This is a genomic window from Janthinobacterium sp. GW821-FHT03C10, from assembly GCF_059420865.1.
Genome location: NZ_JBWKUN010000001.1, coordinates 293,488 through 313,484, shown reverse-complemented (window position 1 = coordinate 313,484; position 19,997 = coordinate 293,488). Strand labels below are relative to the sequence as shown.

At 64.4% G+C, this 19,997-nt stretch carries 13 protein-coding genes; 5 read left to right on the top strand and 8 right to left on the bottom strand.

Annotation, left to right across the window (positions count from 1 at the left end; translation table 11 throughout):
* Positions 1–181: 181 nt before the first annotated feature.
* Positions 182–3,562, top strand: a complete 3,381-nt coding sequence (locus AC07VH_RS01125; protein ID WP_494786476.1) for a hypothetical protein — start codon at positions 182–184, stop codon at positions 3,560–3,562.
* Between the two features lie 13 nt (positions 3,563–3,575).
* Here AC07VH_RS01125 and AC07VH_RS01120 read toward each other — a convergent pair whose 3' ends face one another.
* The 3 genes from AC07VH_RS01120 to dsdA are packed head-to-tail and all read right to left on the bottom strand — an operon-like array spanning position 3,576 to position 6,690.
* The gene (locus tag AC07VH_RS01120; RefSeq protein ID WP_494786475.1) at positions 3,576–4,397 is read right to left on the bottom strand and encodes a ferritin-like domain-containing protein; all 822 of its coding nucleotides are present in this window, start codon (positions 4,395–4,397) and stop codon (positions 3,576–3,578) included.
* A 41-nt stretch (positions 4,398–4,438) separates the two neighbouring features.
* Positions 4,439–5,359, bottom strand: a complete 921-nt coding sequence (dsdC, locus tag AC07VH_RS01115) for a DNA-binding transcriptional regulator DsdC (RefSeq protein WP_494787099.1) — start codon at positions 5,357–5,359, stop codon at positions 4,439–4,441.
* On the bottom strand, positions 5,359–6,690 hold the full coding sequence (gene dsdA, locus AC07VH_RS01110) for a D-serine ammonia-lyase (RefSeq protein WP_494786474.1): 1,332 nt from the start codon (positions 6,688–6,690) through the stop codon (positions 5,359–5,361). Before dsdA ends, dsdC begins: the two co-directional genes overlap by 1 nt.
* Before the next feature lie 289 nt (positions 6,691–6,979).
* Here dsdA and AC07VH_RS01105 point away from each other — a divergent pair, with 289 nt between their 5' ends.
* Complete coding sequence (locus AC07VH_RS01105) at positions 6,980–7,168, top strand: hypothetical protein (RefSeq protein WP_494786473.1); 189 nt, start codon at positions 6,980–6,982, stop codon at positions 7,166–7,168.
* Positions 7,169–7,211: 43 nt separating this feature from the next.
* Here the strand turns inward: AC07VH_RS01105 and AC07VH_RS01100 are convergent, their stop codons facing one another.
* The 4 genes from AC07VH_RS01100 to AC07VH_RS01085 all read right to left on the bottom strand — a co-directional run bounded on the left by AC07VH_RS01100 (position 7,212) and on the right by AC07VH_RS01085 (position 12,425).
* The gene (locus tag AC07VH_RS01100) at positions 7,212–7,433 is read right to left on the bottom strand and encodes a hypothetical protein (protein ID WP_494786472.1); all 222 of its coding nucleotides are present in this window, start codon (positions 7,431–7,433) and stop codon (positions 7,212–7,214) included.
* A 226-nt stretch (positions 7,434–7,659) separates the two neighbouring features.
* Positions 7,660–9,747, bottom strand: a complete 2,088-nt coding sequence (locus AC07VH_RS01095; protein WP_494786471.1) for a TonB-dependent receptor — start codon at positions 9,745–9,747, stop codon at positions 7,660–7,662.
* 92 nt (positions 9,748–9,839) lie between these two features.
* Positions 9,840–10,238 carry a DUF2946 domain-containing protein gene (locus AC07VH_RS01090; protein ID WP_494786470.1) on the bottom strand — a complete coding sequence of 133 codons (399 nt, stop codon included), beginning with the start codon at positions 10,236–10,238 and terminating at the stop codon, positions 9,840–9,842.
* Positions 10,239–10,292: 54 nt separating this feature from the next.
* Positions 10,293–12,425 (bottom strand): TonB-dependent siderophore receptor, encoded by a 2,133-nt coding sequence (locus AC07VH_RS01085; protein WP_494786469.1) that lies wholly within the window; start codon positions 12,423–12,425, stop codon positions 10,293–10,295.
* A gap of 237 nt (positions 12,426–12,662) precedes the next feature.
* On the opposite strand from AC07VH_RS01085, the gene AC07VH_RS01080 reads away from it, so the two are divergent.
* Both AC07VH_RS01080 and AC07VH_RS01075 read left to right on the top strand, forming a co-directional pair.
* Positions 12,663–16,124: a DUF748 domain-containing protein gene (locus AC07VH_RS01080; RefSeq protein WP_494786468.1), complete on the top strand. Its 3,462-nt coding sequence runs from the start codon at positions 12,663–12,665 to the stop codon at positions 16,122–16,124.
* Positions 16,125–16,154: 30 nt separating this feature from the next.
* On the top strand, positions 16,155–17,246 hold the full coding sequence (locus AC07VH_RS01075; protein WP_494786467.1) for a hypothetical protein: 1,092 nt from the start codon (positions 16,155–16,157) through the stop codon (positions 17,244–17,246).
* A gap of 76 nt (positions 17,247–17,322) precedes the next feature.
* On the opposite strand, the gene AC07VH_RS01070 is transcribed toward AC07VH_RS01075, so the two are convergent.
* Positions 17,323–19,773 carry a membrane-bound PQQ-dependent dehydrogenase, glucose/quinate/shikimate family gene (locus AC07VH_RS01070; RefSeq protein WP_494786466.1) on the bottom strand — a complete coding sequence of 817 codons (2,451 nt, stop codon included), beginning with the start codon at positions 19,771–19,773 and terminating at the stop codon, positions 17,323–17,325.
* Here AC07VH_RS01070 and AC07VH_RS01065 point away from each other — a divergent pair.
* Entirely contained in the window at positions 19,772–19,969 is a 198-nt protein-coding gene (locus AC07VH_RS01065; protein WP_494786465.1) for a hypothetical protein, read from the top strand. The genes AC07VH_RS01070 and AC07VH_RS01065 overlap by 2 nt on opposite strands.
* Positions 19,970–19,997: the final 28 nt, after the last annotated feature.

The following is a 19,997-nucleotide window of genomic DNA, read 5'->3' as shown; positions in this document are numbered from 1 at the left end:
TCGACAAGATGGGTAGGACAGCGCTGACAGACTCATCCATAAAGTCCGGTGTCGGAATATTTGACACCCGCTCCCGCCCGCCTCAGCCAAGCCCTTGTTTTTACGGTATATTTTACATGGGAACGCTTCCTGCTTGACCTCTTGCCTGGGCACGCTTGGCGCCAGTCAACGGGGGACGATCATGAGCTTTATCAAACAAGTGCTGCTGGCGCTGCTGCTGTGCGCCATGTCGGCCGCGCACGCCACCAGCATCGGCTACACGGCGACGTCGCTGGGCGGCACGCAGTGGCGCTACGACTATACGGTCAGCAATACCACCCTGGCCGTGCCCATCGAGGAATTCACCTTGTTCTTCAGCGTGGGCGCCTACGCCAACCTGCAGAACGTCTCCACGGCGCCCGGCTGGGACGTGCTGCTGGTGCAGCCCGATCCCGCCATTCCCGCCAGCGGCTACTTCGACGCGCTGGCGCTGGCGGGCGGCATCGTCCCCGGCGCCACGGCCACGGGTTTTTCCGTCACCTTCGATTACCTGGGCGCGGGCAGCCCCGGCGCCCAGCCGTTTAGCATCCTCGACCCCGTCTCCTTCATCGAACTCGACGCGGGCATCACGCAGCCGGCCGCCATCGCCCTGCCGTCCACGCCATGGCTGCTGCTGGCCGGCGTGCTGGCCCTGGCGTGCCTGCGGCGGCGCCAGCTGGCCGCCGCCGCGCTGGCTCCCTTGCTGGCCCTGAGCCTGTGCGCCTGCGGCGGCCCCAACGATCCCACGCAGCCGCCCGCGCCGAAAATCATGCTGGCCGCCGCGGCAAGCAGCAGCACCGCCCAGGCCGCCGGCGACCTGGAAGTCATCTTGCTCGATAAAGTGGCCGAGCAGCGCATCAGCCGCACGGCCTGGGACTACACTTACCGCGTGCACATCCGCAACAATGGCAGCGAGGCGGCCGGCAATGTGCAAGCCGTGCTGGCCAGCGCGCCCCAAGGCAGCACCATCATCGATGGCGAGGTGCTGGCCGGCAGCATCGGCGCGGGCGCCACCGTCACGCCCGCTGACACCATCACCCTGCGCATCGAGCGCAGCATCGCCTTCCAGAGCGCCGGCCTGGCCTGGACTTTCAGCACCAGCACCGGCATCGCCCTCGATCCCGTGCGGCCCGCGCAGGTGGTCGTGCTGTCTCTGTCCGGGCTGGGCTTTCCCGACGGCGCCGACAGCGTCAAGGCCAGCGGCGCCGTCACGGACGTGCTGCTGCAGGACGGCACTCTGCGCTTTTCCACGCCGGGCGACACGGGCGTGGACCAGCACGCGCAACTTTTCCTCAGCAAGGGCGGCAAGGTCACCACCCTGGACGTGCTGATCCGGACGGAACTGCCGACGGCCGTGGAAACCTACGTGGAACCGGAAGACGATGGCAGCCTGCCCGCCACGGCGCCCGTGCTGGCCATCACGGGACTGGGGCCGAACAACCGCCTGCAGGCGGGCGCCATGGGGTTCCGCCTCGTGGGCGCGGCCCCCATGGCCCTGCAGGACGACAGCGACGGCCTGCTGTCCACCCCGAACGGTGTGGCCATCAGCCTCAAGAACTACTGGACGTTCGATGCGGCCAGCGGCAGCTTCAGCATCGGCGCCACGGCCATGCAGCAGCTGCTGGCAGCATTGCCCAACGGCAGCTACGACCTGAACCTCAATTTCGTCTCGCAGGACGGCGAGTTCACGGCCAGCTATGCCTTGATCGTCATCAAGTCCGGCATCGTGCTGCAGGGACAGCTGCGCACGCCCGCGGGCGGCAATGCCACGGGACTGGCCGGCAAGAAGATGCTATTGGCCGGCTATAACAACCATCAGCGCCAGGTGGCCGTGGTCGACGCCACGGGCGCCTTCCGCTTCGATGGCGTGCTGCCCGATACCTGCCAGCTGACCTTGAACGACCTCGCCCACCCGAACGTGGTCAGCGTCAGCGCCGTCGTGTTTGACAACAGCAGCACCGTCAATGTCGACATCGTGTATCCGTACGGAACCGGCCTGGCCCGGCGCAGCGCGGCGCAGAGCTATGTGGCGGGCACGGTCACGCAGGATGGCGCCGCGCCGCCCGCGCGCGCGGTGATCGCCAGCCCCCGTGCCACGGACGACGTCACGCCGCAGGATGACGAGGGCAGCAAGACGTTCACGGCCACGGCGGCCGCGCAAAACCAGACCATCACCTCGCCCGTCGCCTTCACGGTGCCCAAGGGCACGAAAAACGTGGGCGTGAAAATCACCGTCAGCACGGCCGAGTATCCCGTCTACACGACGGCGCAAAGCCAGTACAACGATACCTGGTCCTACGCCGTGACGGGGTTGCCCGGGGTCAACCTGTCCGCCGCGGGCGCCGTCAACCAGACCCACTTCACGCAAGGCACCATCGTCAGGACCGAGTGCATCGACGTCAGCAAGCAAACCAAGGATGGGGCGTTGAGCCTGGGCGGCAACGTCAGCGCCACGAATATCGGCGACAGCGCCCTGCCCACCGTGACGACGGTGGAGCTGAGCCTCGCATGCAAGGGCTTGAAGGTGACGCTGGCAAAATTCCTTTCGCCCAACAAGGACGCCCACCCCGTGCTGCAGCCGATCAAGCTGACGGGCAATCTGGCAGGACCGTATGTGTCCATCTCGCAAGGCAACGCCACGGCCACCCACACCTTGCCGCTGGAATTGCATTACACGCCGGCGGCGGCGACGATTACGGAAGTGAACATCGGCATTGCGTCCGGCGGCGGCGATCCCGCCTTCAGCACGGAGAATTTATTGTCCCAGACCAATACCAAGACCGCCGGCAGCGTAAAATTTCCCGGCCTGGTGCTGCCCGCCTTTGCCGGCGCCAAGCTCGACAAGAAGGCCGTCGTCACGCTGCGCCTGAAGGGCCGCATCGACAATGCCGACGCCAGCTCCGACCCGGCCGAAGGGGGCCAAGTGGAGTTCAAGGGCGACACGGCCTACATCCCCCTGTACCTGGCCGACAACGAGGCGGCGCTGGCGGCGCGGCGCTACGGCACGCGCGATGCCGGCGGCGATTCCTGGGCCACGCGCCTGGCCATCGCCTGGCTGGCGGGCAAGGCTTACCGCTTCGACGACATCAGCGGCCAGCACGTGACGCAAACGGCAACGGGCCGTTCCATCCTCGGTCACAGCGGCCACAGCGACGGCCAGCAGATCGACTTGCGCTACGCGGACGGCGCGGGCGGCTACACGGACGCGCTGGGCGGCCAGAACGATGGCGCCGCCATTCACCAGCTGATCAACGACGCGAAAGCGGAAGTGGCGGCCAACCCCGCGCAAAAGCCGAAACTGGCGGCCCTGCAGGCATGGATCGCGGCGAACCGGGCCATGCTGGCCCAGGAAGCGGCGCCGGCCAGCACGCGCATCATCTACATCGGCCCCGGCTTCATCAAGCTGGCCCTCGTCGACGGGCGCTTTTCCGCCGCGCCGGCCGACCATATCCCCGGCGCGGGCGCCTGGACCAAGCCGGCAAAGGTGCACATCGAAACGGGACACCTGAGCCACTGGCACATCAGCATCACGGCCCATCCATGACGCCGCGACGGATTCAGGCGGGCAGATCGGACAATTCCAGCTCCGAAAACCCCGCCCGGCGCCGCGCTTCGAGGTTGAACGGGCCGCGCAGGGTGGGCGCTTCGTAGCGCAGCGCCAGCTCGGCGTAGGTGGCGCGCAATTCCAGGCCCCGCTGCTCGCACAGATAACCGTACCAGCGGTTGCCGATTTCCACGTGCCCCACTTCATCGCGCAGGATGATGTCGAGGATGGCGGCCGCCGCCATGTCGCCCGCCTGCGCCAGCTTGGCGCGCAGCGGCGGAATGGCGTCCAGGCCCCGCGCTTCCAGGGTGCGCGGCACCAGCGCCATGCGCGCCAGCACGTCGCCGCGCGTCTTGTCGACCATTTCCCACAGGCTGTCGTGGCCGGGGAAGTCGCCGTACGTGTGGCCCAGCACCTGCAGGTGCGCCTGCAGCATGGCAAAGTGCGTCGCTTCCTCCTTCGCCACGCGCAGCCAGTCCGTATAGTAGTCAAAGGGCAAATCCGGGAAGCGCCACAGGGCGTCGAGCGCCAGATTCATCGCGTTGAACTCGATATGCGCCAGCGCGTGCACCAGCATGGCGCGCCCCTCCGGCGTGATCATCGAGCGTCGCCCCACCAGGCGCGGCGGCACCAGCTCCGGACGCTCGGGACGGCCCGGCACGGCACCGGATGGGGCCAGCGGCGCCTGCGCATCGAGAGAAAGTTGCGCTGCGGCCATGGCCGCCACCATCGCTACCTTGGTCGCCGGGTCCGGTTCCAGCAGGCAGGCCAGCGCAGTGCTGCGTAACTCGCGCAATTGCGGCGGCGCGGTGGGGGTCGATGGGGATGGCTGCATGGGCATTCTTTCGTGCGCGTTTCAATGAGGGGCGCAGTGTATCAAATTGCCTGCCCCAGCAGCCAGTCGAACAAGGCCTGCACCCTCGCCGGCAGCGGCCGAGCGGCATGCACGAGGTAATACGCCTGCGGGCTGGGCAAGTTGAAAGCGCCGAACGGCAAGACCAGCTGGCCGCTGGCCAGCCACGGCTGCACCAGCTGGCGCCGGCCCATGGCCAAGCCCGCGTGGTGGATGGCCGCCTGCGCGCACAGGTCGGCGCGGTCGAAACGCAGGTTGCGCGCGGGCAAGTTCACCTCGGGCGCCTGCCCGTCCAGCCACAGCCGCCACTCGGCATCGGGCGCGCAGGCGGGCCAGGCCAGGGTATCGTGCAGCAGCGTCGCGCTGGCCAGCTGTCGCGGCGCCTCAAACAAGCCGTGTTCGCGCGCATATTGCGGGCTGCACACGGGCGCCAGCCATTCATCCATCAGCTTGCGCGAGGCCAGGCCGGGAAAGTGGCCGTCGCCATAATGCAAGGCCAGGTCGACCTGGCCGGCGCGAAAGTCCACGCTTTCATTGCCCACGCGCAAGTCGATCGACACGTCCGGATATTGCGCAGCGAAACCTGCCAGGCGCGGCACCAGCCAGCACTGGGCGATGGACGGGCGCGCATGCACGGTGATGCTGCCCGCCAGCGCATCGCCGCCGGCCAGCGCCGCCTGCAAGCCATCCCAGCCGATTTGCAGGGCGGCGAAGATGCGCTCGCCGTCGGCCGTCAGCCTGACTTGCCGCGTCAGGCGCTGGAACAACCGCAAGCCCAGGCTGCTTTCCAGCCGCGCGATGCGGTGACTGACGGCGCTGGGCGTGAGCGCCAGTTCCTGCGCGGCCAGCGCAAAGCTGGCATGGCGCGCCGCCACGAGAAAGGTGTGCAGGTTGGCGAACTGGCTGGCCGTCAGCGTGGCCCTGCTCGGCGCGCCGGCCGGCATCACGCGGCTCCGGCTGCCAGCAGCGCCCTGCCCCGCGCCACGTAGGCCGCCATTTCCTCCTGCGGCACCATGCTGCCGCCCGTGCCCCACACGAGGTGCGTGGCCGTTTCCAGCTGCGCCTGGTATTGCGGCGCGGCCAGCACGGGATTGATGCCCGCGAAACCGGCCACGGCGGACGGTTCCAGGCGCAAGCCTTGCGTTTGCTCCAGCGTCGCCAGCAAGCGGTACAGTTCTTCATCCGTGACGGTGGCGTAGCCGTCGATCAGCCGCTGCATGGCGCGCCCGACGAAGCCGGACGGGCGTCCCACGGCCAGGCCATCGGCGGCCGTGAGGTTGTCGATGCCGATTTCCTGCACGCTGATTCCCTCGTGCAAGCCCGTGTGCACGCCCAGCAGCATGCACGGCGAATGGGTCGGCTCGACGAAGACGCAGTGAACAAAATCGCCAAAGGCCAGCTTCAAGCCGAAGGCCACGCCGCCGGGACCGCCGCCCACGCCGCACGGCAGGTAGACGAACAGCGGGTGCTCCTCGTCCACCGCGACGCCGGCCGCGGCGAACTGGGCTTGCAGGCGCTGGCCCGCCACCGCGTAGCCGAGGAACAGGTCGTGCGAGTTTTCATCGTCGACGAAATGGCAAGTCGGGTCGCTTTGCGCCTGCCTGCGCCCCGCTTCCACGGCCACGCTGTAATCGGTCGCGTACTCGACGACGATGACGCCATGGCTGCGCAATTTATCCTTCTTCCATTGGCGCGCGTCGGCCGACATGTGCACGGTGGCGCGAAAGCCCAGGCGCGCGCTCATGATGCCGATCGACAATCCCAGATTGCCCGTGGAGCCGACGGCGATCGCATATTGGCCGAAGAAGGCGCGCACGGCGTCGCTGGCCAGCAGGCTGTAATCGTCGCCCTCCTTCAGCAAACCGGCGTCCAGCGCCAGCGTTTCCGCATGTTTCAGCACCTCATAGATGCCGCCGCGCGCCTTGATCGAGCCGGAAATGGGCAAATGGCTGTCCTGCTTGAGCCACAGCTGACCGCCCGTCATGCCTGAGGCCAGACCCAACGCCGCCTGCATGGCGGGCAGCGGCACGACGGGCGACTCGATGACGCCGCCGCTGGCCTGCGTTTCCGGGAACGCCTTGGCCAGATATGGCGCAAAACGCGCCAGGCGCGCGCTGGCATCGGCCACGTCATCGGCCGTCAAGCCCACGTCGTTCAAGGCCTCGGCCACCGGCGCGATGCGGGGATTGAACCAGCTCAAGGGCTGCAAGGCCATCAAATCTGCAATTAGGGGAAATTTTTCGCGCAGCGCGGCGATGGCGGGAGTGGGCAGCATGGCAAGCTCGTGTAGGAACAAGCCATGATTAGACCGCATCCGGACGCCGCTGGCAAACGATGGATGCTCAGGCAATGGATGACGGCAAGTCATGTATCCCGCATTCATCTCCAGGCACTGACCTTGGCCCATAGCTAAATTTAATTCCTGAATGCACTATCGATTAAAGAAAAATTTCCACAAAAGCACAAAAATAAGTTATCTTAAAGGCAAATAAAAGGAGACATTTTTTCTCTTTTCTACCGAGGCAAAAATGCGCTCCAAGAATGACAAAGCCACTGCTACGAATATGGATACCCTCGACTGCGCCAGGCAGGACGATTTGACGGCCCAAAAGGTCGAGGTCGGCATTATTTTCCAGGAAATGCTCGATACCGCCACGGCCGCCGCCTACCTGGCCAAGAACAAGGTGCCGATCGCTACCGCGCTGCGCGTGCTGACGGGATCGCGGCGCAAAAAGAACGGCGGCGGAAATTGATGGTTCTGTGCGGGATGAGCTGGGGATGGCGTGGCTGAGCAGATCAGGGGTTCAAGGGAAGAGCCGCTACTTCATACCACACCCGTATCCCTCGCTCAACCTGGCTGATCGCCGTCCAGCCCCTCGTTTCCGTGATGGTTTCGATGTTGACCGGACGCACGCCCGTTTTCAGCAGCCATTCATTGGCCAAGACCAGCGACCGGTCCATGCCATCGGAAAGAGGACTGCCCGCAGTGGTCGAACGAAAATCTTTAAATGCGATCATGGACACCTTTTATTCAGTCAGCTTCATTTGAGCAGATAAAGCCTTCAGCCTCCGCTATCGCACCGATGTGCGCCAACGCCAGAAGCAGGCGCCAGAGAGCATAACAAATTACCGTCGAGAAACATGCGCACATTGTCACGCCCACATGGCGCTCGCCGATGCGGCGATGCCAGCGTGCGCCTTCTTCCCGCATCGGCAGCAGGAAGGCGCACGCTGATTGCCAGGCTTAGAACTTCAGCTGCAGCCCCAGATCAATCGACCGACCCTCGGCCGGCAAGGCTTGCAGCGCCCCGCCGTTTGCCTTCAGTCCCGACAGGTACACGCCACCGAGCGGGTCCGCATACGCGCGGTTGAACAGATTGCTCACGCCAGCGCTCAGGCTGGCCATCTTGTTCAATGCCACGCTGCTGCGCAGGTTGACGAGCGCGTAGCCGCCCGTTTCCGGTTCGAAGCGCCGGGCATCGACCTTGTCCTTGCGGGCCACGATCTTCGTTTCGATGCGGCTGCTCCAGGCGCCCAGCTTGTGCTCGACGGCCAGCAAGGCGTTGAACGGCATCATGCGGTACAGGTCGCCGCCATCGCTGCGCTTGCCTCGCGTGTAAGCCGCATTGCCCGTCGCCATGAAGCGGCCCCAGCGGGTGCTGCTGGCCAGCGGCAGCTGCCAGGCCAGATTCGCGCCGTACAATTTGGCGTCATGGTTGGCAAAGCGCAGCAGGTTGCCGTTCGCGCCCATTTTCATGTACGGGTGGAAAGACGCCAGCACGTCGACGTCGATGTAGTTGTCGACCTTGCTGTAATAGGGATTGACGCGCAGGAACCAGCCCTCTTCGCCGCCGCCATGCCAGTCGGCCGTCAACGCCGCCGTGTAAGCCGTCTCGGGTTTCAGGTCGATATCGCCCACATAGCCGTTGCCGTCGCCAAACCAGTTGGTCATGGTCATGGCCATCGAGCCGCGCCCCCACGAGTAGCGCTCGTACAGGTTGGGCGAGCGCACCTTGCGCGCCAGCGCGAATGCATAGCTGCTGGCCGCATCGGGCGTAAAGGTGGCTTGCGCAGAGGCATCGATATTCGTGTCGCGCCGGCTGCGGCTGCGCGCATTGAAGGCTTTGGCGGCCATCAGGTCCGGCATGTTCATCATGTTGGTGCCGTACGATTGCACGTCGCCCGTGTCCATGCGCACGGATTCGCCGCGCACGCCCAGCACGCTCGTCCAGCGCGCAGCGTGGCGCGTTTCCAGTTCGCCAAACAGCACGGTACGGTCGCGCTTGCCGTCATTGATGTTCAAATAGGTACGCGGCCCCATCATCATGGAACCGGGCACGGCCGGCCAGTAGTCGTCGAGGCGGAAGCCGTGCCACTCCTGGCCCAGGCGCAACTCGCCCGCAGCCGTCGGCAGACTGGCCATCAAGGCATAACCGGTGTTGCGTCCATGCGTAATCATCGGCATCGAACCCTTGCGTTCGGGCGAGAAAAAGCCCATTTCGTGGTCCGTCTGCTGCCAGTAGGCGCGCGCATCGAACACGCCCCAGGCAAACGTGCCCTGGTAGGCGAGGTTGGCAAACTGGCCGTGGTTGTCCGTCATGTCCATATACTGGCTGGGGAAACCCTGGTACGGGATGTGCTGCACGCCGGCGCGCAGGGTCAGCTGCTGGCCATCGCGCTTGGCCGCCAGCACGATGGCCTGGTTGATGCTTTCAAACATGCTGGCCAGCACTTTATTGCCGTGGCCATCTTCATAGCTGTGGCCGCGCGTATAGGCGCCGCTGTAGCCGATGCTGAGCACGTCGCTGGCGGCAGAGGCGTTCACGCTGGTCGCCACGCTGTTGTTGACGCTGCGGCCCGACACGGCAAAACTGCCTTGCGTCAGCAACGCCGCGCCGGGCTGGGCGAACACGGGCGCCATCGACTGCACCTCGATGGTGCCGCCTATGCTGTCGCCGCCCGCGCTGACGGGGGTCACGCCCGCGATCAGGCGGATGCGCTGCACTTGTTGCGGATCAATGTAGGACAGCGGCGCATTCATATGATTGGCACAGGCGGACGTCAGTTCCATGCCGTCGATGCGGATCTTGAGGCGGTCATCGGCAAAGCCATTAACCACTGGCAAGCCGGACACGCCGCCCCCGGCCGCCACGCTGTAGCCAGGCGTGCTGGAGAGCATCAGCGCCGTGTCGGACGCGGGACGGTAGCCGTCGCCTATGGCCGTGACGATGACTTTCATCTCGGGCAAGACGGTGGTGCCTACTTCATTGTGGGTTTGCGCCACGGCGGGCATGGCGATGGCGAGGGAAATCAATAACGGTAAATGTTTCATGGTGCTGCTTTCAGATGCTGTATGGTAAGACGAACGGCCGCAAGCGCAGCACATAGCCGCGCGGCGCAAGGCAGTTCAGGGAAAGGGACAGATCAGAAAGCGGCGGGCGGCCCGCGGGGCTGGACGGGCGTCCAGGCGAACAATGGCGTGGCGGACTGGTAGAACAGCTCGGGCAGCAAGCCCGTGAGGAGCTCGCCAGAAGCGAGCACGAGGGAGGTGGGCGGAATCGACAAGGTGTCCGCATGCATGCTGCAGCAGGGGCAGTCGCCCATGCGCATGCCCGATTTTTCAGGCGTAGAAGGTTCCTGCGCATCGTAGCGGACGGGCATGGCTTGCATGCCGCCCGCCACCGAGCAGATTTCCAGGCTGGGCACGGCCATCCCGCTGGCGACCGTCAGCGCGCGCGATACCGTAGGGGCGAGCGTGGCCAGGAAGATGGCGATACACGCGATCCACAGGACGATGCCGGCCTTGCCTTTGCTGATGAACATGGCAACATTGTATCAGCGCAAGGCCCCTGCGCACAGGGCGCAAGTCAAACCTTCCTATAAATCCACCTTCATCGACAGCTTGATGGCGCGCGGCGCGCCCGATGCCAACCGCGTGCCCGCGCCGGCCCAGTAGCGCTTGTCGGCCGCATTTTCCACGTTCAACTGCCACACGACGGCCTTGTCCATCACGCGGCTCGCATAGCGGGCACCCGCGCTGAACAGGCTCACGCCGCCGAGGAACGCCTGGTTCAGGTCGTTGACGGGACGGGCGCTGTAGTAATACGCGCCGCCGTTGACGGACAAGCCAGGCACGGCGTCAAACGTGTAAGCGAGGAAGGCGCTGGCCGTGCGCTTCGACGCGTTTTCCGGCGCCTTGCCGTTGTAGTCGGCGTTGATGTTGGCGAACCTGGGGTCGAGCAACTGGGCCGACGTCTGCCACGACAGCTGGCGCGTCAGCTTGCCTTGCGTCGAGATTTCCAGGCCGCGGTAGCGCTGTTCACCGTCCGACGTAAAGACATTGCCGGTATTCGTGTAGTAGCCGGGGCGCGTGATGTCGAACAGCGCGGCCGACAGCAAGGTGCCGCCCGGCGTCAGCCAGCGCGCACCGAGCTCTTTCTGCTTGCTCACGCCGGGCGCCATCTTGACGCCCTGGTTGACGGTGCCCGTCGGGCCCGTCTCGCCCTCTTCCAGGCCCCGCGCCGTGGACGCGTACAACGACAGTTCGGGCGTGGCCTTGTAGATCAATGAGGCCATCGGCGTCGTCTTGCTGACGTCGTAGTGGCTGGCGCCCTGGTCGCTCTGATAGCTGCTGCGGCGCACGCCGACGACGCTTTGCCATTGCGGGCTGAAGACCATGCGGTCGAGCGCGTACAAGCCCGTGTCGCGCGTCTCCAGCGCGGCCGTCGTTGGCGCCGTCGGCTGGGGACCGAACACGACATTCGTCACGGGCACGGGCTGGTACAGGTTTTGCGAAGCGATCGTGTAGTTGCTCTGGTAAATAGCATCTTGGGATTTCTCCGTGCGCGAGGCGCCCAGGGTCAGTTCGTGGGCAATCAAACCCGTATTGAAATTGCCGGCCAGTTCCGCGCGCAGCAAGTCCGACGCCGTCACGCTGTGCTGGATATTGCCCGTGATGCGGCCCGCGCCCGTGGCCAGCGCCGCCGCGTTGTTCAGACGGAAGATGGCCAGGCGGCGGTCGCGCGCCGTTTCCGAGCGCCCCGCTTCCACCGTCAAGGCCCAGCCATCGGCAATGGCGTAGTCGGCGCGCAATTGCGCGTTCTTCGTCTGCGCCTCGAAATTCGACCAGTCGGGGCCGATCAGCTGGCGCGGGTCGACGGCGCGCGGCAGGCTGATCACGCCTTTCACGGCGGTGGGCAAGGCCACGCCCGCCTGCTCCGTCACCTTGCGGCGGTCGTATTCCAGGTCCGCCTTCAGCAGCAGCCTGTTCGTCACCCGCCAGTCCAGCGCGGCGGACAGGAAGCGGTGGTTGCCATTGCCGACGTTATCGAGGTAGGAACCCAGGGTGCCACCGGCCGCGTTGATGCGCACGCCGAATTCCTGCTGCGCGCCGAAACGGCGGCCCACGTCGACATTCGCCACGGCACTGCCCCGGTCATCGAGGCTCAGGCCCATGCTGGTGACGGGCTTGCCGCCTGCCCGCTTGGTGACGAAATTGACGACGCCGGCCGGCGAGGTAAAACCGTAGTACAGGGCCGAAGCGCCCTTCAGTACTTCCACGCGCTCCTTGTTTTCCATGGGCACTTGCGAGAAGTTCATGATGGGCATGGAACCGTTGAGACGGTAATTCGTGCGGTTTTCCACGGCGATGCCGCGTATCACCAATTGATCCCAGGTCTCGCCGCCATTTTGCTGGCGCGTCACGCCGGCCGTATTGCGCACGGCATCGTACAGGCCGGACACGGCTTGCTGCTCCAGCAATTCGCGCGTGATCACATTGACGGTCGACGGCACGTCCATGATGCTGGCGCCGCGAAAGCTGCCCGCCTCCGTGCTTACGGGCACCAGGCCTTGCGCGCGGGCGCCCGTCACTTGCACGGCCTGCATGACTTTCTCATCGCCAGCCGTCAAATCGTCTTGCCCAGTGGCAATGACCGCAGGGGAAGCGAAGGCCAGCGACAAGGCTGCGGCGACTGGAAGTAAGCGGGTGCGGGGAGAGACGACAGGCATGAGTTCAGGCTTTCAATATGTACAAATGGAAACTTACGGTTAGCGGGCATGATACCGATAATGAGAATCATTATCAAGTAAGGCTGGATTTGTGTGAGTTTTACAGAAGAAACAAGGCCACCCCGGCGTCTGTTATCACTTGAACACGTTTGGATTTTGCAGACGAGCTCGCAAAGAGGCATACTGACAGTCACGGCGTGCAGGATGTGCCGCCCAACAAGATCAAAAGGTAAGTTCGTGAATACAATCGACAACAAAAGCGTGCAGACGAAAACATTTCGCTGGAAACGCTGGCAGCGCTGGGCCGTCGGCACCGGCTGCGCCCTGGCCGCCTACAGCGCGGCCGGCTTCTGGCTGGTGCCCTACGTTATCAAAAACCAGCTGCCCAAATTTGCCGAGAAAGAACTGGCGCGCCAGGCCAGCATAAGCTCCGTACGCTTCAATCCGTTTACCCTGCGCCTGGAAGCGGACCAGATCGCTTTCAAGGAAGCGGCCAGCGCGGATGGCCAGAGCGGTGCGCCGCTGCTGTCCATCGGCACCCTGGCCGTGCAGCTGGAATGGAAATCCATCGTGCGCCGCGCCTGGAGCCTGGCGGAAATCCGCATCACGGCGCCGCAGGCGCAGCTGACCATCACGCCGGACGGCAAGTTCAACCTGGCCGAAGTGCTGGCCACCTGGCAACGGAACCACCCGGAAAAGAGCGACGGCGGCATGCCGCGCCTCGTCATCGGCCACTTTGCGCTGGAACAAGGTAAAGTGGACTGGCAAGACCAGAAGGCGGGCTATGCGGATAACTTCACGCCAATCAACTTTACGCTCGACAATATCTCGACCCTGCCCGACGCCAACGGCAGCTACAGCCTGAGCGCCGATGCGGCGCGCGGCGGCAAGCTGCACTGGCGCGGCACGGCCTCCCTCAGCCCGATTCGCGGCGACGGCGAACTGGTTTTGAACGACGCTTCCCTGCCCGGCCTGGCCGCGTATTTGAAGGCGTACACGCGCGCGACGGTGGCCAGCGGCAAGCTGTCGGCGCGCCTGCCCTACGCCTTTTCGTATGCCGACGGCACGCTGGAAGCGACCGTCAAGGGCGCGGGCCTGGCCTTGCGCGACCTGGCCCTGGTCCGCGATGGCAAAGGAGAACCGTTTATCTCGCTGTCCACCCTGGGCATCGCCGGCGTGAACGCCGACCTGGCGCGGCAGAACCTCACGGTGGATAAAGTCAATCTGTACGGCGGCAAGGTGGCCGTGCGGCGCGACAGCAAGGGCGAGATCGACGTGGCGAACCTGATGCTGCCGGGCAATCCCGCACCCGCAGCATCGGCCACCGCCGCGCCAGCCAAACCTGGCAAGTGGAAGGTGGATTTAAAACAGCTGGCGCTGGCCAATGTGGACGTCTCCGCCATCGATGAAACCGTCTCGCCTGCCCTGCAATTGAGCGCCAGACAGTTGCAAGCCCAGCTGCAACTGGGCATGCAGCAGGGGCCAGCGGGCATGGCCACCGTCATCGACGGCGCCAATTTCAGCCTGGCCGATCTGGCCATGCAGCGCGGCGCGCACACGCCGTTCAAGCTGGCACAATTGGGCTTTACGGATGGCAAGATCGACCTGGCGGCGCATAGCGTGCACCTGGGCGCCGTGACGGCCAGCGGCGCGCAGATCGACCTGGCGCGCAACCGCCAGGGAGAGTTTGCGATTGCGCAAAAACTGCCCGTGTTTGCCTCCGGCAAAGCCGACGCAGGCAAGGACGCGCCATCCGCGCCCTGGTCCACCACGGTGGACAAGGTGGAACTGAGCAAATTCGGCGCCCGTTTCGACGATGCGGGCACGGGCATCAAGGGCACGCTGCAGGATGCGCGGCTGTCGTTGCAGAATGTCAGCAACGACATGAAGCAGGCGCTGCCGTTTGAGCTGGGCGTGGGCCTGCGCGAAGGCGGCTTGCTCACGGCCAACGGCAAGTTCGTGCCGGGCACGGGCGCCGTCGATGCGCAGCTGAACCTGAAACAGCTGACCCTGGCGCCCGTGCAACCGCTGCTGGCGCAGCATCTGAAACTGAAGCTGGCGGGCGGCACCCTCTCCGGCAGCGGCCGCCTGACGACGGGCGGCGGCGCGCCGAAGGCGCCGAAAGTGCGCTATGAGGGCGGCGTGGATATCGCCGGCCTCGTGCTCAATGAAACGGATGGCAAGCGCTTCGCCTCGTGGAAGAGCGTGCGCGCCGACAAGCTGACGGCCAGCGTGGGCCCCGATTTTGTCGACATCCCCGAGCTGCGCGTGGTCGAGCCAAACGCCCAGCTGATCATCGAAAACGACCGCAGCCTGAACGCCCAGCGCCTGCTGGTGAAAGCGCCCGAGCCGGCCACTGCGCCGGCGCCGGCAACCGCCAGCGCGCCCGCCGACGCCGGCTTCCCCGTGCGCGTGCGCCGCGTGCGCCTGCAGAACGCCAAGCTGGACTTTGCCGACCTCAGCCTGCGGCCCCAGTTCGCCGCCAAGATCTATGAGCTCAACGGCGTCGTCACGGGCTTGTCGACCAAGCGCGATGCGCGCAGCCAGATCGAACTCGATGGCCGCATCGACGAATTCGGCCTGGCCCGCGTGCGCGGACAATTAAATCCCTTCGCCCCGACCGACAACACGGACTTGAACGTCGTGTTCAAGAACGTCGACATGGTCTCCGCCTCGCCGTACACGATGAAATTCGCCGGATACAAGGTGGCCGAAGGCAAGATTTCGCTGGACTTGCAGTACAAGGTGCGCAACCGCCAGCTCGACGGCACCAACCAGATCGTGCTCGACAAGCTGACCCTGGGCGAGCGCATCGACAGTCCTGACGCCCTGAAGCTGCCGCTGGAACTGGCGCTGGCCATCCTCAAGGATAGCGACGGGCGCATCGACCTGGGCCTGCCCGTGTCGGGCGACATGAACGACCCGCAATTCAGCTATGGCGCCCTGATCTGGAAAGCCGTGGGCAATGTGCTGACCAAGATCGTCACGGCGCCGTTCCGCGCGCTGGGCAACTTGCTGGGCATCAGCGCCGACAAGCTCGAATCCATCGACTTCGACGCGGGCAGCGCCGTGCTGCTGCCGCCCGAGCGGGAAAAACTCAAGCAGGTGGCGCACATCCTCGCCAAGCGCGAACAGCTGAAGCTGGCCGTGCCTGGCCAGTACAGCGACACGGACGGGGACGCCCTGCGCGCCCAGGCCGTGCGCCGCGCCGTCGCCGCCAAGGCCGGCATCAAGCTGGAAGCGGGCGAAGAACCGGGGCCGTTGAACCTGGGCGAACGCAAGGTACGGGGCGCCCTGCGCGACCTGTACGGCGAACGTTTCGGCAAGGCCGAGCTGGACAAGCAGAAGAAGGCGGCGGAGTCGGCCGCACCTGCCCCAGCGGCGGCATCCGCCAGCGCCTCCGCGCCGGCAACGGCCAAGATTCCCGTCTTCCAACGCCTGGGCAAGCTGATCGAGGGCGAGCCGCAAGTGGCCGACACGGGCGCCTTCTATACCGGCTTGCGCGAGCAGCTGGAAGCCAAGCAGGCCCTGCCTGCCGACGCCTTGAGCAAGCTGGGCGCCCAGCGCAGCGCGGCGATTCTGGCGGCCCTGCAGCAGGACGGCACGCCGGCGGCCAGGGTCAGCGCGGGCGCGCCGGAAAAAACGGAGGCGGCGCCGGGCAAGCTGGTGGGCTTGAAGCTGGGTTTGGCGGCACAATAAGATACGGAACATACGGAGATCATCTGACGCATGAAAAACCTCGACAAGGTAACGCCCTATACATCGTCTGTCACGCAGGGCGACTGGGGCACAATGACAACGTTGCTTGCCGAGACGGCAATATCCGCAAAAGACAGCATGTCATTTGCTGAAAAGACGCTGCTGGCTAATTACGTCTACGAAAAAAATGGCACGTACAAGCTGATATATACGACTGTCGGGATGGATGGCAGTATTGAAAACTACGTCGAGGATGACGGCATCTTGCCGACACTGTTCCTGAGTCCGGATCAGGAAAACTATGTCTCCGTCATTCCCTATCATCCTGATAAAGAACTGGAAATCAGCATTCCGATCTTTCATCGTGAAGATGTGGAATTACCAAAGGGTAACCGTCCATGTACAGGAGACTTCATTGGAACGACGGACTCACATTCGATATTTCACGATGTGGATTTTGACGATAAGAAACCGGACAAAATCCTGGCCATCGAGTTTATCAACGGGAAACTGAAGAAAAAACACAATAGCAAGGTCCCCTTGCCCGCGAATAACCGCATTGCCATTTCCAAGCAGGCGATTCACTTGCTGGCGAATGACGGCAGCATCCTGCTGCACCGGGAGATCGATGAAAAAGGCAACGTCACGCGCTCGCGGGAGATCGACGCGAACGATATCCTTGTTTTGCAGACATTAAGCGCCTCCTTCGACAGGGATTCCTATCTGCTGGCGCAAGATAAAGATAAAATCATTATCGAAAAAATAGATGCGGCTGGGGCAAGCGACATCATCGAATTGGCGGACTTTGCCGATCCTCTGTTCAATACATGGCAGCCGGTCGACATCGCTGACGACACTTTTGTCACGCGTTTCAATACCGAGTTTGGAAACGGCTGGCTGACCACGCAAAATGATAAATTACTGGAAATATTCTATAGCAAAGGCGTGCAAGGCTACCGGAACTTGCTGACCAACGAGGTTCTGTCGATACCCGGTGACAAATTGATCATTTCCAGCATCAACAAGACCACGGATCACGCCTACGCGGTCGTGCTCTACCCGCTGGCGGACGGTACGGCGGATAATGCCGAACTCATCGTCTTGAATCGCCGCTTGCGGTAACGCCGGGCGACTCAATGGCGGCGCATCGGCGGCATGACCAGTCCATGCCGCCGATGCGCTTCACTTACTTATCCTCTTACTTCGCTTTCCCCGCCTCCTTCACCGCCTCGTCCGGCAAGGCAAACGCCACCAGGCTGTCGCCCATCTTCGTGCCCAAGGAGCCATGGCCGCCGGCCATGACGACGACATACTGCTTGCCCGTCTTGTCGGAGACATAGCTCATCGGCGTGGCCTGGCCGCCGGCCGGCAGGCGGGCTTTCCATACGGTCTTGCCGTTGCGCACGTCGTAGCCGCGGATGTAGTAGTCGAGCGTGCTGCTGAGGAAAGCCACGCCGCCACCCGTCGTGCTGATGCCGCCCAGGCTGGGCACGCCCAGCGGCAAGGCGATGGGCACGGGCGCGCTGTCGCGCGTGGTGCCGTTCTTGTGCATCCACACTTTTTTCATGGTGCGCAAGTCGACAGCGGCGATATAACCCCACGGCGGCGCCTGGCACGGGAAGCCCAGCGGCGACAGGAAGGGCTTGATTTCCACGGCAAACGGCACACCCGTCTGCGGCTGCAAGCCCATCTCCGAACCCGTGCCGCCCTTCGCATTGGCTTGCGCGCGCGGCACCAGGCGCTCCAAAAAGCCCATGTAGTCGGGATTCACCAGCAGCAACTGGCGCACGGGATCGACGGCCGCCCCGCCCCATTCGAAGATGCCCAGCGGGCCGGGCGAAATGATGGCGCCCTTGATCTTGCCTTCGGCCACCGTCTGCGGCGTGAACGGCCCTTCATAGCGGTGCTGGCGGAAGATGATGCGGCACGCGAGCTGGTCGAACGGCGTCGTGCCCCACATATCCGTCTCGCTGATGTGCTTCTCGGGCAGGAACGTCAGGGCCGAGAACGGCTGCGTGGGCGACAAACGGTCGCCGGGGGCGGCGTTGGCCGTCGGCACGGGTTTTTCCGGCGCCGGCACGACCAGGCTGCCGTCGCGCCGGTCGATCACGTAGATGTCGCCCCGCTTGGTGGTCGCCACCACGGACGGGACCTTGCCTTTCGGCGTGTCGATGTCGACCAGGGTGGGCTGGCCGCCGATATCCATGTCCCAGATATCGTGGTGCACGGTCTGGTAGACCCAGCGCACCTTGCCGGTGGCCAGGTCCAGCGCGACGATGGCGCTATTGTATTTCTCGCCGTTCGGATTGCGGTTGCCGCCCCAGGTATCGGGCGTCTCATTGCCCATCGGCACGTACACCATGCCCAGCTTTTCATCCACGCTGGACACGCCCCAGGAGTTGGGCGAGTTGTTTGTATAGGTCTTGCCATCGGCGATCGGCGCCGTGTCGTCGGGATTCGAGGCATCCCAGTTCCACATCAGCTTGCCGGTGACGGGGTCGTAGCCGCGGATCACGCCGGACGGCTCTTCCGTGGAAAAATTGTCGGTCACGCTGGCGGCCATCACCACCACGTTTTGCGCCACGGCCGGCGGCGACGTCGGCATCAGAAAGCCCCGTTTCTTCATGCCCATTCCATGGTACAGGCCGATGACGCCATTTTCGCCAAAGCTCTTGCACGCTTCGCCCGTATCGGCATTGACGGCGATCAAGGTCGCATCCATGGTGGGCGCGAAGATGCGGCGCGGGCACTCCATGCCGGCCGCCTCGGGCGCAGGGTCGCCTTTGGCGCGGCCCGCATTGACGTCCCAATACGCCACGCCGCGGCAGATCATGTGCTGGTAGCTCGACGCGTCGCGGTTGATCTTCGGATCGTGGCGCCAGAGCTCCTTGCCCGTGTCCGGATCGAGCGCGATGACGATATTGTGCGGCGTGCAGATATACAGCATGCCGTTCACCTTCAGGGGCGTGACTTCGTTGGCGATCTCGCCCGGATCGTTCGGCCCCTTGAAGTCGCCCGTGTGGTAGACCCACGCCTGTTTCAGCTGCGCGGCGTTGGCCGGCGTGATCTGCGCGGCCGGCGCATAGCGGTCGCCATAGCCGGAGCGGCCATACGCGGCCCAGTCGTTGGGCGCCACGCCCGGCGCGAAATCGCCTTGCGGCACGGCAGCCATGTTCTCGGCCGGCACTTCGCCGTGCAGGGTGTAGTAATCCTGGAACAGCGAGAACACGCCCACGGCGGCAGTCAGCACCACGGCCGCCGTCAGGGCGCTCTTGCCCGCGTCGCGCGGTTTTGCGCCGGCCGTCAATGGCGGGTCGAGGCGGCGGTCGACGAACGGCAGCAGCAGCCAGACGGCGGCGGCGAACCAGATATCGAGGCGCGGCAGCAATTGCCACCAGTCGAACTTCACTTCGATGACGGACCAGATCAGGGTGGCGAACAGCAGCAGGGCCAGGAAAAGCTGGGCGCTGCGCCGCCCCTTCCACACGAGCGCGCCCGCGACGAGCATGCCGATGCCGGCCACCACGTAATACCAGGAACCGCCAAGGCTGACGAGCCAGGCGCCGCCGCCAACGAGCGCCAGTCCAAGCAGGATGAAGATGACTGCGGTGAATACTAACAAGGGTCCAGGCCGGGCAGAGGCAGTCATGATGCTCCTTTACAAGAGTCAGTCGGCGGCACGCGCCTGCGCACCGTATTTGATGGCGATCAAGCAAATCCCATTTTTTCACCAATCAGCAAAGCGTGCCACACGCGAGAACGCGCGCCGCGCGGCGTGTGGCTTTTTATACACGGGCTGGCGGTCCAGACAGGCACAACAGTACGATTTTGATGAAAATCATTGAATAAAATAAATCAACAACAAATTCCTCG